A 12,916-nucleotide genomic window follows, 5' to 3' on the forward strand; every position below is an offset into this window, starting at 1 on the left:
TGCCCGCGGCCGCGCGCCGGACGGCGAGGACTGTCTGCAAACTAACTAGTTGCGTAAAAACTGTATGTCGAACGAACGCGGTTGGCAAGCGCCCGTCTCACGCGTGTTTGAAGCCGTCATGGATGCGCCGCGGCAGGCTTGGCGGTAACCTCTCGTCCCCTAGTCCCACGGGAGACGAGGCCATGAGCGAGTACTGGCTGAAGGCCCTGCAGTCGGCCGAGGCGGCGGAAGCCGAGGCCCGCCGGCTGCGGGCCCGCTACGGCCGCGACGCGGAGCGGCGGCTCGAGGAACTGACGCAGCACCACGCCCCGCGGCCCAGCCGCCGCGAGACCATCGACGACGTGCGCCGCGCCCTGCGCTGGACCTGAGGCGCTAGCCCAGGAACACCGTGCCGTCGGCGTTGTAGTAGGTGTGGTTGAGCAGGGCGCCGTTGGCGTAGTTGTCGATGTAGTAGGCCCACGGCTGGGTGTCGTAGGTGTCGATGTGCCGCTCCCAGGCGCCGCCGTCGTCGAGGGCCGCGGCCTGGACCGAGAGGCGGCCGAGCGGATCGTAGCCCTCGATCACCCTCGACCACGGCTGGACGCCCGCGGTGTCGAACAGCCAGAGCGTGCGGGCGCCGTCGTCGCCGTAGACGCTGTAGGCGAACAGGCGCCCGGCGGTGTCGTACTCGGCGACGACGCTCGACCAGGCGGGCGTGGCGTTGTCCACGTCGTTCTCCCGGAAGGACCAGGCGCCGTTGTCGTTGTGGACCTCGTAGCGCTTGAGCTCACCCGAGGCGGTGTAGGTGGCCGCCGAGGTGTCCCAGGCCTGGCCGCTCCAGTCGAAGGCGGTGTCGGTGCGGCCGCCGTCGGCGTTCAGGGTGCGCAGGCCGCTGGGCTGGAAGCCGGCGGCGAAGTCGCCGCGGGCGAGCGAGGTCGCGCCGGGCAGCACGCCGATCGCCCGGGCCGCGATCGGCCCGGCGTCGCTGTCGGCGTCCCAGGACAGGGCGCCGGTGCGGGCGTCCAGGACCAGCAGGCCGCCGGCGCCGGGGGCGATGTTCCCCGTGGCGTCGAACAGCAGGAGGGTGTCGGTCCCGTGGGTGAAGTCGACGATGCGGTCGGCGCCGCCGCCGACCGTCAGGATGAACTTGTCGGCGCCCATGCCGCCCGACAGGGTGTCGTCGCCGCCCAGGCCCAGCAGCCAGTCGTCGCCGGCCCGCCCGACCAGGAGGTCCGCGGCGCCCGTGCCGACCATGCCGTCGGCGCCCTCCGAGCCGACGATCCCGCCGCCGTCGGGCCAGATCACCTGCAGGGTGACGCCGGTCCCGCTGGCGTCGGCCTCGCGCCAGACCGCGACCAGGGCGCCGTCCGCGCGGATGTCCACGCTCAGCAGGTCCTCCGCGCCGCCGGGCGTGTCGCCGAGCACGAAGGCCGCGCCGACGGCGGCGCCCTCGGGGGTGAACAGCCGGCCCATGACGTCGCCGGCGGCCCCCGTCCAGGCGACCAGCACCCGGCCGTCGGGCAGTTCGACGACCTGCGGCTCCTGCCCCGGCGCGGCGTCGCCGGCCCGGACCGGCTGGGTGCGGTTGGTGGCGTTCCCCAGGCCGAGGCGGTCGTCGGGATAGAAGGACACCCACACCGAGTCGCCCGTACCCCAGGCGAAGGCCACATAGCCCCCCTCGGTGTGCGCCAGGTCGAGGCCGACGACGGGATTGATCACCGGCCCGCCGTCGGCCGGCATGGACGGGTCGAGCTGGACGGCGGCGGCGAGCGGCTGGCCCGAGAGGTCGTAGACCTGGGCCCACTGGGCGCCGAGGTCGTTCAGGCCGGGCCCGAGGGTCGGGGCGTCGCGCCAGGTGGCCAGGAACCGCCCGTCGCCCATGTCCACGAAGCTGATGTCGGGGTCGTACTGGACGAGCTGCTTGTTGGAGGACTCCACGGCGATGGGCACGTCGCGCTCCACCTGGCCCTGGGCGTCGGCGACGATCATCCGCGAGGACAGGCTCTGGAAGCCCATGCTGTCGGCGCGCTGGACGCTCCAGCCGGCCACGTAGCCGCCGTCGGACAGGCCGGTGACCTCCAGGCCGAGCAGGCGAAGGCCGAGCGTCGGCGTACCGGCGATGGAATAGGCCGCGAGTTCGCGCGCGGCGCCGAGCGCCTGGCCGGAGGGGTCGAAGACCTGGCTGTGGACGGTCGCCGGGGCGTCGGGGCCGGTGGTCCAGACGACCACGAAGCCGCCGCCGCTGAGCGCGGCCACATCGGCCTGTGCGGCCGGACCCAGGGTGATCTCGGCGGAGGCGGCGTCGCCGCCGGGGCCGTAGAGCCGCAGCCGGACGACGTCGGTCTCCGGACCCTGGTCGATCCATGTCACGACCGTGCGGCCGCCGGTGAGGGCGGCGACGCCGGCGGGGACCTGATCACCCGCGGTGGTGGTGTTGACGATGATTTCGGAGCTGAGGGACGTAGGCATGACGCGGCTCTGCACTGACGGGCGCAGACAACCGTAAGGTGCGGCGCCGACCGCCCGCCATGATATCCGACAATTTGCTTAGCGGGCTACTGGGTCTGGAGTTCCTCGCCGGTCACCGCATAGGCGCCGTCGAGCCAGGCGACGACCTCGCGGGCGGCCGGATGGTCGAAGGCGGCGTAGCGCTCGCGGATCGCGCCCTTGCGCTCCGAGAGACGGTCCAGGCCGGTGTCCTGCAGGGCCATGACGTCGGCGAGGACGCGGGCGGCCAGCGCCTCGCCCAGCACCTCGCCCGCGGCGCGGCGGAAGGCGGCGAGGTACTGGTAGCCGTCGCCGCGGGCGTAGCTCTCCACCAGCGTCAGCATCGGGATCCGCGAGAGCACCGGCTGGGAGGCCGGGTTCACCGCGTGGGCCGAGAGGTGCTCGCCGATCGCCGCCGGGCGGCCGGTGAAGGCGCGCAGGTGCAGGTGCTGGCTCATCCGCGGGCCGTCGTTGACGGGATAGTTGTCCCACAGGAACGGGCGGCGGCGCAGCGCCCGGCCGACGCGCTCCAGGTGGCCCGGGGAGTATTCGAGGGAACAGACCTCCTCGCCGGTCCACATGATGTGGACCACGGGGTCGATGGCGAGGCCCAGCTCCTCCAGGTAGGTCTTCGGCCGGGCGCCGAAGACGCGGTCGAGCACCGGGTCGTCGGAATAGTAGCTGGGACACATGATCAGGCGCGAGGCCTTGGTGCGCGGGCCGATCCAGTGGACGATCTCGGCCTGGCGGGCGGCGAGGTCGGGCAGGTCGCCGCGCATGTCGTCGAACAGGATGGCGAGGTCCTCGACGCCGGCGTCGTCGAGCTGGGCGAGCTTGGCCGAGAGCGCCACCTTGGCGGCGGTGTCGAAGGCGAAGTGAAGCTCGAACGGCGTCAGCCCGACCCCGAAGCGGACATCGGCCTCGCGGCAGGCGGCGCCGAACGCCTTGAGCGCGTCGAGCTCGACGTCGGGATAGGGCTCGCGCCACTTGCGGCGCAGGTACGGGTCCGCCTTGGGCGCATAGAGCCAGAAGCCGTAGCCGCGCGGGCCCAGGAAGCGGACGTTGTCGGTCCGCTCGGTCCAGGACCAGGGGCGGCCGAAGAATCCCTCGATGACACCGATTTCCACCGACATGGGCGAGAGGCTAGCGGGCTTCGGCGGATTGTGGGAAGCGGGGCGTCATGAGCCGGATCATCGCACTGGGCGAATGCATGGTGGAACTGAGCCTGGGCGCGGAAGGCGCGGGCCGGATCGCCTATGCGGGGGACACCTTCAACACCGCCGTCTACCTGAGCCGGCTGGGGCGGGCGGTGACCTACGCCACGGCCCTGGGCGGCGACGACCCGTTCAGCCGGGCGATCCTGGGCCTGGCGGACGCCGAGGGCGTCGAGACCGACCTCGTGCTGCGCCTGGAGGGCAAGCTGCCCGGCCTCTACGCCATCGAGCGCGACGAACGCGGCGAGCGGCGGTTCTTCTACTGGCGCGGCGAGGCGGCGGTGCGGGACTATTTCCAGCGCGCCGACCTGGACGCCCTCGGCCGGGCGATGCGCGAGGCCGAGATGGTGTTCCTGTCGGGCATCACTCTGGCGGTGATCGGCGAGGCGGGTCGCGCGGCGCTGGGCGGCCTGCTGAAGGACGCGCGGGACGCCGGCGTGGCGGTGGCCTTCGACCCCAACTACCGGCCGAGGCTGTGGACGGACGCGGCGGCGGCGCGGGCGGCGGCCGAGGCGGTGATCCCGCTCTGCGCCCACGTCTCGGTGAGCGGGCCGGACGCGGTCGACCTGTGCGGCGAGCGCGCCGAGGCGGTGGCGGCCGGCTGGGCGGCGATGGGCCCCGAGGTGGTCCGCCGCGAGGAGGACCGCACGGTGGCGATCCATGCGGGCGGCGCGGTCGAGGTGATCCCGCCCGGCCCCGCGGTGGACGGGGTGGTGGACACCACCGGGGCGGGCGACAGCTTCAACGGAGCCTATCTGGCGGCCAGGCTCGCCGGACGGACGCCGGCCGAGGCGGTGGCGGCGGGCCGCAGGCTCGCCGAGGCGGTGATCCGCCACACAGGTGCGATCATCCCGCGGGACGCGACGCCGGCGCTCTGAGAGGAAGAAGGGACCGGCCCGAAGACTGGAGAGGGGCTCGTGTGGTCGGGCCGGTCCGGTTCGGAGGCGGGCCCGGGGCGACCCGCAGTCGAACAAGCCTAGAACCCGCCCGCATCTGTCGGGTTCCAGACAAAAATCAGAGGCGCATCTGGCCGCCGCTGGCGATCCACCGGTCGACGGTGTCGGAGAGCACGTCCATCGGCACCGAACCGGTCTGCACCAGGAGGTCGTTGAACCGGCGCACGTCGAAGCGCGGGCCGAGCACGGTGCGGGCCTTGTCGCGCATGCGGTTGATCTCGGTGTGGCCGATCTTGTAGCCGCAGGCCTGGCCGGGGGTGGCGCAGTAGCGGTCGATCTCGCTGGTCATGGCGTCGCGGGCGCGGCCGGTGTTGTCCACCGCCCACTGGATCGCCTGGTCGCGGGTCCAGCGCTTGGCGTGCAGGCCGGTGTCGACCACCAGGCGCACGGCGCGGAAGCGCTGGGCCTGCAGGTAGCCCAGGCGGCCGGCCCAGTCGGCGTCGTACATGCCGATCTCGTCGGCGAGCTGTTCGGCGTAGAGGGCGTAGCCTTCGATGTAGGCGTTGAAGCCGGACAGGATGATGCGGATCAGCGGCATCTTCCCGGTCTCGGTGAGGTAGGCGCCGGTCCAGGCGTGGCCGGGGACGCCCTCGTGGAAGGTGAGCGTCGGCAGGCTGAACTTCGGCCAGTTCTGGGTGGTCTTGAGGTTGATGTAGTAGGTCGAGGGCCGCGTGCCGTCGAGCGAGCCGAAGTTCATGTAGCCCTGGCCGGCGCCGTCCTGGATCTCCACCGGCACGCGCTTCACCTCGATCGGCGCCTTGAGCCTGAGGGTGAAGGCGTCCTGCAGCTTCGGGCGCACCGCGGCGATGACGCCGTTCAGGTAGTCGATGAGCTGGGCGCGGCCGGCGTCGGTGTCGGGGAACAGGTACTTCGGGTCGCGGCCGAGCGCGGTCATCCGCTCGCCCACGGTGCCGTGGGTGAGGCCCTGGGCCTTCAGCAGGCCGTCCATGCGCGCCTCGATGGCGCGGTTCTGCTCCAGGCCGATGCGGTGGATCTCGTCGGCGGTGAGCGAGGTGGACGTGCCCTCCCGCAGCAGCCAGCGGTAGTAGGCCTCGCCCTGCGGCAGGCGCCAGACGCCGGCGTCGCGGCCCGCCCGGGGCGCGAGCCCCTTCAGCGTCTCGTACTGCTGGGCGAGCGCCGGATAGACCTCGCTCTCCACGAGGCGCGTGGCGCGGGCCTCGAAGTCGCCGGAGAGCTTCTTCTCGCGCGTGCGGCGGGCGAGCGAGGTCACCAGGCGCGAGTCGCCCGGCCGGATGGCGAGCAGGCCCTGCTGCTGGCCCAGGGTGTTGGACAGGATGAACTCCGGCGGGACCACGCCCAGGCGGTCGTCCCGGCGGATCCGGTCGGTCTCCTCGGCCAGCACCTGGGAAAGCTCGTGCAGGCGGGAGAGGTAGTCGTCGGCGTCGTCCTCGGTCTCGACCGTGTGCTGGCTGTCGAGGAACTCCGGGACGGCGGCGTAGGCGCCGTCCTGCTGGCTGACCACATAGGGCGTGGAGCTCTCGCTCATGGCCGAGGCGAGGGTGTTGTCGCCGTAGCCGAAGGGCGCGGCGTCCGCGCCGAGCTTCAGGGCGTAGGCGACCACGCCCTTGTGGATGCGGGCCTGGGGCGACAGCACATTGTCCGGGAAGGCGTCGAGCGCGCGGAGACCCTCGCGGCAGAAGCCGCGGTCGTCGAGCACGTTCTGCCAGGCGGCGTCGGAGAGCTGGCCCTTCAGGCCGGCGCGGGCGTCCTTGTCGAGGCCGAGACTGGTGGCGGTCTCGGGGGTCTTGATGAGCAGCCGCTCGGCGAGGTCGTCCAGATGGCGGCCGAGCGCCTGGTCGGCGGTCTCGGCGGCGGCCGGCGCCTGGGCCAGCGCCCGCGGCGCGGCGGCCAGCAGGCCCGCGGCCCCGGCGGAAAGGAGGAGGTCGCGTCGGTCGAGGCGCATGGCGGTCCCGTTCTGGGTGATCGAGCGGGACCTTAGGGGCCCGCGCCTGCGGCGGTCTAGTTGTAGGCCACCGTCACGGTGAAGGTGTTGGTGTAGGCCCCGGCGATGGTCGCGCTGGAGAGCGTCACCTGGCCGCCCAGGTTGAAGTTGGCCGTGCCGCCCGAACCGATCTGGCCGCCGCCCATGGTCGAGGTCAGGTAGACCGTCAGGGTCTCCGAGCCGCCCGAGCGGGTCAGGTTGACGGAGTTCGGGTAGGTCACGGTGATGTTGGCGTTGGCCGTGCCTTCCACCAGGAAGCTGGCGCGGCTGGTGGTGTTGCCGCTGGCCTGGGCCAGATTGGAGGTGGTGACGGAGCCGGTGTTGGCGTCGATCTGGATGGTGCCGGAGCCGGCGGTGGGGCGGATCACCGAGCCGAACGACAGGTCGGCGGTCTTGGTGACGTTGAGCACCGGCTGCAGGACGGTGATGCTGCCGCTCGCCGACTGGCTGGTCTGGGCCACGGCCGAGCCGGCCGCCCCGAGGGCGGCGGCGGCGATCGCGGTGGCGAACAGGGTCCGGCGGATGGTCATCACGGTCCTTCGAAGCTCTTTCCGAACACGGGCGCCCAAAGTCCGGCTTCGGGACGCGCCTACTCTACGTAACCCCCACAAGCAACTTTAGGGCCACGCTTTGCAACCGGCGCGGGCGCGCCTTGTTGCACTGCACAACCGCAGTTATCAGAGTCGCCGAACGTTGCTATACGAGAGGGCCGGGCGGCTCAAGGGCGACTCGCCCCAGATCCCCCCCGTGAACGGGGGAGGATCCTGCGTCACATGAGGCCGAGGGCGCGGAAGCTGGCGACGCCGTCGCGGGCGACGACGAGGTGGTCGTGGACGGCGACGCGCAGGGGCCGGGCGGCGTCGACGACCTGGCGGGTCATGTCGACGTCGGCGGACGAGGGGCTGGGATCGCCCGAGGGGTGGTTGTGCACCAGGATCACGGCGCTGGCGGAGAGCTCGAGCGCGCGGCGGACCACCTCGCGGGGGTAGACCGGGGCGTGGTCGACGGTGCCGCGGTTCATCACCTCGTCGGCGATGAGCTGGTTCTTCCTGTCGAGGAACAGGACGCGGAACTGCTCGCGGGCTTCGTGCGCCAGGGCGGTCTTCACATAGGCCAGAAGCGCCGACCAGGAGGAGATCACCGGCCGGCGGACCACCTGCTCGCGGCCCATCCGCAGCGCCGCCTCGTGCAGGAGCTTGACGTCCAGGGCCACGGCCTCGCCGACCCCCTTCACGGTGCGCAGCTCCTCGGGCGTGGCGCCGAGCACTCCGCCCAGGGAGCCGAAGCGGGCGAGGAGCTGCTTGGCCAGCGGCTTCACGTCGCCGCGCGGGATGGATCGGAACAGGAAGAGCTCCAGCACCTCGTAGTCGGGCAGGGCCGGGAGCCCGCCGGCCGTGGCGCGCTCGCGCAGGCGGTCGCGATGGCCGAGGTAGTGGGGCGGGGGCTCGGGCGCCGATCGGGGCGCGGGCCGGGCGGTCCAGAGCCCGGGCTGGGCGGAGACGTCCTCGACGGCGGCGGAGCGGCGCATGGGCCCAGTGTTCCGCAAACGTTCCGCAAGTCAAGCGGGATATCACGGGTCCTGGCGGCCGGCTCCAGGGATGGTCCGCCCCGGCAGGCGGTCGGCCTCCCCCGCCGGAGCGGGGGAGGCGCGCCGGTCAGTCCGCCGCGGTCACGCGGATGGCGTTGTCGTCGGAGTTGCGGTCGATCTGCTTGTTGTAGGGATCGACGCCGGCGAACTTCGGGGCCTTGTCGACGGTGACGGTGAGCGTCTGGGCGCCCGTCCGGAAGGGCTGCAGCCGGAAGTAGGCCACGTCCTTCGACGAGAAGCCGCCCTTGCCCGGCTCGGCGGTGAAGACACCGACGTCGAAGAGCTCGCCGCGCATCGGGGTCTCGGTCTCCTTGCCCTGGCCGTCGGCGTACATCTTGCGGGCCTCGACCGTCAGGGTGACGTCGTAGCGGCCGTCGGGACGCTTCTTCGCCACGGCCGTCTTCGTCTTGAGGTCGTAGAGGGTGATCTTCTCGACGAGGTCGGTGATCAACTGCTGGGCGACGGGGTCGGCGCCGGCCTGGGCGCGGAGCGCATCCACCAGGTCCTGGGAGCGCGGGTAGGGCGCGCCCTTGAAGGCGTACGTCTGGAGGACCGTGCGCAGCGCCGCGTTGACCTTGGCCTCGCCCATCCGGTCGGCCAGCAGGTACATGACGATGCCGCCCTTTTGGTAGTGGATGTAGTTCTGGTTCTCGACCCGGATGAGCGGCAGCTCTTCCACCGCCTCGCCGCCGCGGCTGCGCAGGTAGTTGTCGAGCTCCCGCTTCAGGAAGCGGCGGATGCCGTCCGGACCGTGGATCTTCTCCATGACCTTGAGCGCGGAGTAGGACGCGAGCGTCTCGGACAGCATGGTGCCGCCCTGCATGTCCGCGCCGATCACCTGGTGGGCCCACCACTGGTGGCCGAGCTCGTGGGCGGTGACGTAGGTGACGAAGTCGACCTTCTCCCTGTCCCGGTTGTCGGCGATGAAGCCGATCGCCTCGGAGTAGGGCATGGTGTTGGCGAAGGCCTGGGCGAAGGTGGCGTAGCCCGGGAACTCCAGGATGCGCGCCTGGCGGAACTGGTAGGGGCTGAACTCGGCCTGGTAGTAGTCGAGGCCGACCTGCAGCGCCTGGATCATCCGGTCGACGTTCCAGGGATGCTGGGGGTCGTAGTAGATGGCCAGCTCGACGCCCTTGTGGTCGACCTTCTTCACCGCATAGCGGGCGGACTGCACCGAGAAGAAGTTCAGCACCGCAGCGTCGGTCTTGTAGTGGATCGTGCGCCGGCCGTTCCGCGTCACGTCGCTCATCCGGTAGCCCGGCGCGACCGGGGTCTGGTCGGCGACGGTGGTGACGGTGATGTCGGCGTTCACCCAGTCGGCGTTGCCCACATAGTTGCGGGCCTGGGCCGAGCGGTCCTCGAGCCTGGGCGGGCGCAGCTCGGCGGGCAGGCCGTACTTGCGGCGCTTGGCGCGGTCGCGGAGCACATTGTCCCGGCCCATGCCGACGGTGGGGGCGAACTCGAAGTTGTTCACGAAGGTCCCGTTGTCGACGATGCGGGTGGTGTTGCCGCGGTTCCGGAAGCCCTTCTGCTGCATCAGGGTCCGGAAGGTGAGCGTCGCGGTCTCCCCCGGCTGCAGCGGCCGGTCGAAGGTGAAGATGCGGTAGTTGAACCGGTCGTGGGTCTCGAGCTTCGCCGGGACCGAGAGAGTGAGGTTCTCGGCGCGGGTGTCGCGGTCGAGCCGCAGGTGCAGCTGGCGGATCGGCTGGGTCGTGTCGTTGACCAGCCGGTAGCTGCCCTGGGCCACCAGCCGCGGCTCGTGCGGATAGAGGTCGAGGTCGAGCCGCACGTCGGTGACCGACGGCTGCGGCAGGGTCTCGTACTTCAGGAACCGCTTCTCGTAGTCGGCGGTCCAGCGCTCCTCGTCCAGGGCCGTGCGGTACTCGTTCCAGACGTTGGTGTTCAGGTAGATGAAGCCGCCGAGGCCGACGAAGGCCACGAGCGCGACGGCGCCGAGCGCCCCGGCCGGACCCATCAGGCGGCGCGGCAGGCGCTTCAGGCGGGGCATGAGCCGGGTCTCGGTCCCGCGCCGCCACAGGCCGTACGCGACCACCAGCAGGATCAGGGCGAAGGCCGTCCAGTAGGCCCGGAACCAGCCGGCGAAGCCGGCGTAGTCGCCCTGGCCGTTCATGTCGGAGAGCGGCGCGGCGGGCGAGCCGCCGTACTGGTAGAGGTTGTGCTCGAAGCCCAGGTTGTTCAGCGTCAGCGAGCTGATCAGGTAGATCAGCATCAGGCCCCAGCCGACGAACTTGTGCGGCGAGACGGCCTGCAGGAAGACCGCCAGCACGGCGAGCAGAGTCCAGTCCACGGCGTTCGGCAGGACGTACCAGAGCAGGTACTTGCCGAGCTGGATGTCGGTGAAGCCCTTGGAGAGCTGCACCAGGACGCCGGCCACGACGCTGACCAGCAGGGTGGCCAGGAGCACCAGGGCGATGGCGAGCGTCTTGGGGACCACGAAGGCCCAGTCGGGCACGGCGGTGGCGTCGACGATCTCGTGGGTCTTGCGGTCGCGCTCGCGCCAGACGAGTTCGCCGGCGTAGTAGATGGCGATGATCAGGACGATCAGGGTGAAGGCGCCGTTCAGCGTCGAGATCACCCAGCGGGTCACCGGATAGATGTCGGTCCCGCCCTGCTCGGCGCCGAGGATCAGGGCGCCGCCGGAGTTGAACAGGCCGAGCAGCAGGAGCACGACGAAGGCCGGGCTCTTGAACACCTGGCCCATCTCGAAGCGGGTGCGCTTGAGGAGCTGGGCCCAGGCGGTGGCCGCGCCGAAGCGGGGCGCGGGCAGGGGGCCGGTGGGCGCGGCGGGGGCCTCGGCCTCGGCGGCGGCGCGGAGCTTCTCCAGCTTGCGGGCCTTCTTGCCCTTGGTCTCGAAGCGGAAGGCGAAGTAGGCGATCGCCAGGAACGCCACGGCCGCACCCAGCCAGATGAAGCGGTTGTAGAGCAGCGCGCCCTCGATGGCCGGCATCACCGTGTTGGCCTCGGCGGCGGTGAAGTAGCGGGTCGCCAGGCCGAAGGCGGCGAGGCCGAAGGGCTCCACCAGGGCGGCGATCTCGCGCCGCTCCGGATCGCGCAGGGCCGCGTTCATGACGATGTAGAGAACCAGGAAGCCCGCCACGCCGACGTAGGTGGCCATCATCGAGCGCGTGGCCGTGGCCAGCGAGAAGAAGATCGCCGAGACCAGGAACAGGCTGGGCAGCGCCATCCAGAAGTAGGCGAAGGCGTAGTAGGCCGGGTTGTTCGGCCCCAGCGTCTCGGGATCGACCCAGGGCATCAGCGAGCCCGCGAAGATCGCCAGCGGCACGAACAGGAAGCTCAGCGCCACCGCCACGAAGGCGCCGGCGAAGCGGCCGAACAGATAGTCGAACTTGCGGATGCGCGTGGAGCGGATGATCGGGCCGTAGCCGGTCTCGTCGTCGCGCACGATGACGTTGGCCACGAAGGCCGTGGCCACGAACATGAAGAACAGCGTCATGATCCCGGTGGTCTGGGCGATCGCCGAGGGCGCGTTCTTGTGGATGTTGCCGCCGGAGCCGATCTGGATCTGGTCGATGACGATCGACCCGAAGACCAGCAGGAAGAAGATCAGGCCGGCGATCCAGAAGATCGGCTGGCGGATCTGGTAGCGCAGCTCGAAGGCCGCGATCTTGCCGAACATGGCGCGCGTCCCTCTGGCTTAAGCGGCGCGGCGCGAGGCGGCGAGAGTGGAGAAGTAGACGTCCTCCAGCCCGCCCTCGACCGGGGCGAAGCCGGCGTCGGGGGCCTTGTCGGCCAGCACGTGGACCACGGTGCGGCCGGCGGCGAGGCGCGTGGAGATCACCTCGTGGGCGGCCTTCACGCCGTCCAGCTCGTGGCGGTCGATGGTCTTGGTCCAGATACGGCCCTTGAGGTCGCCCATCAGCTGGGCGGGGGCGCCTTCACGCAGGATCTTGCCGCCGGCGAGGATCGCCATCTTCGGGCAGAGGTCGGCGACGTCCTCGACGATGTGGGTGGAGAGGATCACCACCACGTTCTCGCCGATCTCGGCCAACAGGTTGAGGAAGCGGTTGCGCTCCTCCGGATCGAGGCCGGCGGTGGGCTCGTCGACGATGATCAGCGAGGGCTGGCCGATCAGGGCCTGGGCGATGCCGAAGCGCTGGCGCATGCCGCCGGAGTAGCCGGCGACGGCCTTCTTGCGCACGTCCCAGAGGTTCACCTGGTGGAGCAGGGCCTCGACCGTCTGCTTCCGCTCGGCCTTGCCGGCGATCCCCTTCAGCACGGCCATGTGGTCGAGCATGTCGTAGGCGTTGACGCGCGGGTAGACGCCGAAGTCCTGCGGCAGGTAGCCCAGGGTGCGGCGGAGCTTCTCGGGCTCGGCGACCACGTCGATGTCGCCGAAGCGGATCTCGCCCGAGGTGGGCGCCTGCAGGGTGGCGATCGAGCGCATCAGCGTCGACTTGCCCGCCCCGTTCGGCCCCAGCAGGCCGAACATCCCCGTGCCGACCTCCAGGTCCACGCCGTCCAGCGCGCGCGTGCCGTTGGCGTAGACGTGCGTCAGGTTCTTGATCGAAAGCATCGGTATCACCACCCCTCGTTGCGGCCGAAGCTGCACCGGCTCCGGCGCGGGTGGCAAGTTAGCGAAGCGTAACGTTTGCGCGCGGAGTGTTACGTGAGAGGGACCGGAACCTACCTCCCCCGTTTACGGGGGAGGGGGACCGCCCGCCGAAGAGCGGGTGGTGGAGGGGGCGGG

The 12,916-nt window shown here is 71.1% G+C and carries 9 protein-coding genes; 2 read left to right on the top strand and 7 right to left on the bottom strand.

Features of this window, described 5'->3' with window-relative positions; translation table 11 throughout:
• Positions 1-182 precede the first annotated feature (182 nt).
• On the top strand, positions 183-368 hold the full coding sequence (locus tag V7Z97_RS16850; RefSeq protein WP_334164598.1) for a hypothetical protein: 186 nt from the start codon (positions 183-185) through the stop codon (positions 366-368).
• 4 nt (positions 369-372) lie between these two features.
• Here V7Z97_RS16850 and V7Z97_RS16855 read toward each other — a convergent pair whose 3' ends face one another.
• Together V7Z97_RS16855 and V7Z97_RS16860 are read right to left on the bottom strand one after the other, a co-directional pair.
• Positions 373-2,448, bottom strand: a complete 2,076-nt coding sequence (locus tag V7Z97_RS16855; protein ID WP_334164599.1) for a calcium-binding protein — start codon at positions 2,446-2,448, stop codon at positions 373-375.
• An 86-nt stretch (positions 2,449-2,534) separates the two neighbouring features.
• Positions 2,535-3,599, bottom strand: coding sequence for a beta-N-acetylglucosaminidase domain-containing protein (locus tag V7Z97_RS16860; protein ID WP_334164600.1), 1,065 nt, complete (start codon positions 3,597-3,599; stop codon positions 2,535-2,537).
• A gap of 47 nt (positions 3,600-3,646) precedes the next feature.
• On the opposite strand from V7Z97_RS16860, the gene V7Z97_RS16865 reads away from it, so the two are divergent.
• Positions 3,647-4,558, top strand: a complete 912-nt coding sequence (locus tag V7Z97_RS16865; protein WP_334164601.1) for a sugar kinase — start codon at positions 3,647-3,649, stop codon at positions 4,556-4,558.
• Between the two features lie 136 nt (positions 4,559-4,694).
• Here the strand turns inward: V7Z97_RS16865 and V7Z97_RS16870 are convergent, their stop codons facing one another.
• From V7Z97_RS16870 to V7Z97_RS16890, 5 genes are all read right to left on the bottom strand, one after another.
• Positions 4,695-6,560 carry a DUF885 domain-containing protein gene (locus V7Z97_RS16870; RefSeq protein ID WP_334164602.1) on the bottom strand — a complete coding sequence of 622 codons (1,866 nt, stop codon included), beginning with the start codon at positions 6,558-6,560 and terminating at the stop codon, positions 4,695-4,697.
• Positions 6,561-6,616: 56 nt separating this feature from the next.
• The gene (locus tag V7Z97_RS16875; protein ID WP_334164603.1) at positions 6,617-7,129 is read right to left on the bottom strand and encodes a DUF4402 domain-containing protein; all 513 of its coding nucleotides are present in this window, start codon (positions 7,127-7,129) and stop codon (positions 6,617-6,619) included.
• Positions 7,130-7,368: 239 nt separating this feature from the next.
• A complete protein-coding gene (gene radC, locus V7Z97_RS16880; RefSeq protein ID WP_334164604.1) occupies positions 7,369-8,127 on the bottom strand; it encodes a RadC family protein in 759 nt (252 codons plus the stop codon).
• A gap of 127 nt (positions 8,128-8,254) precedes the next feature.
• Entirely contained in the window at positions 8,255-11,845 is a 3,591-nt protein-coding gene (locus tag V7Z97_RS16885) for a M1 family aminopeptidase (RefSeq protein WP_334164605.1), read from the bottom strand.
• A gap of 18 nt (positions 11,846-11,863) precedes the next feature.
• A complete protein-coding gene (locus V7Z97_RS16890) occupies positions 11,864-12,742 on the bottom strand; it encodes an ABC transporter ATP-binding protein (protein ID WP_334164606.1) in 879 nt (292 codons plus the stop codon).
• Positions 12,743-12,916: the final 174 nt, after the last annotated feature.

This window comes from Phenylobacterium sp. (genome assembly GCF_036821595.1).
Taxonomy (GTDB): Bacteria; Pseudomonadota; Alphaproteobacteria; order Caulobacterales; family Caulobacteraceae; genus Phenylobacterium.

Coding starts and splice junctions, on each gene's coding strand:
- V7Z97_RS16850 (WP_334164598.1), top strand. CDS start 183: ATGAGCGAGTACTGGCTGAAGGCCCTGCAGTCGGCCGAGGCGGCGGAA.
- V7Z97_RS16855 (WP_334164599.1), bottom strand. CDS start 2,448: ATGCCTACGTCCCTCAGCTCCGAAATCATCGTCAACACCACCACCGCG.
- V7Z97_RS16860 (WP_334164600.1), bottom strand. CDS start 3,599: ATGTCGGTGGAAATCGGTGTCATCGAGGGATTCTTCGGCCGCCCCTGG.
- V7Z97_RS16865 (WP_334164601.1), top strand. CDS start 3,647: ATGAGCCGGATCATCGCACTGGGCGAATGCATGGTGGAACTGAGCCTG.
- V7Z97_RS16870 (WP_334164602.1), bottom strand. CDS start 6,560: ATGCGCCTCGACCGACGCGACCTCCTCCTTTCCGCCGGGGCCGCGGGC.
- V7Z97_RS16875 (WP_334164603.1), bottom strand. CDS start 7,129: ATGACCATCCGCCGGACCCTGTTCGCCACCGCGATCGCCGCCGCCGCC.
- radC (WP_334164604.1), bottom strand. CDS start 8,127: ATGCGCCGCTCCGCCGCCGTCGAGGACGTCTCCGCCCAGCCCGGGCTC.
- V7Z97_RS16885 (WP_334164605.1), bottom strand. CDS start 11,845: ATGTTCGGCAAGATCGCGGCCTTCGAGCTGCGCTACCAGATCCGCCAG.
- V7Z97_RS16890 (WP_334164606.1), bottom strand. CDS start 12,742: ATGCTTTCGATCAAGAACCTGACGCACGTCTACGCCAACGGCACGCGC.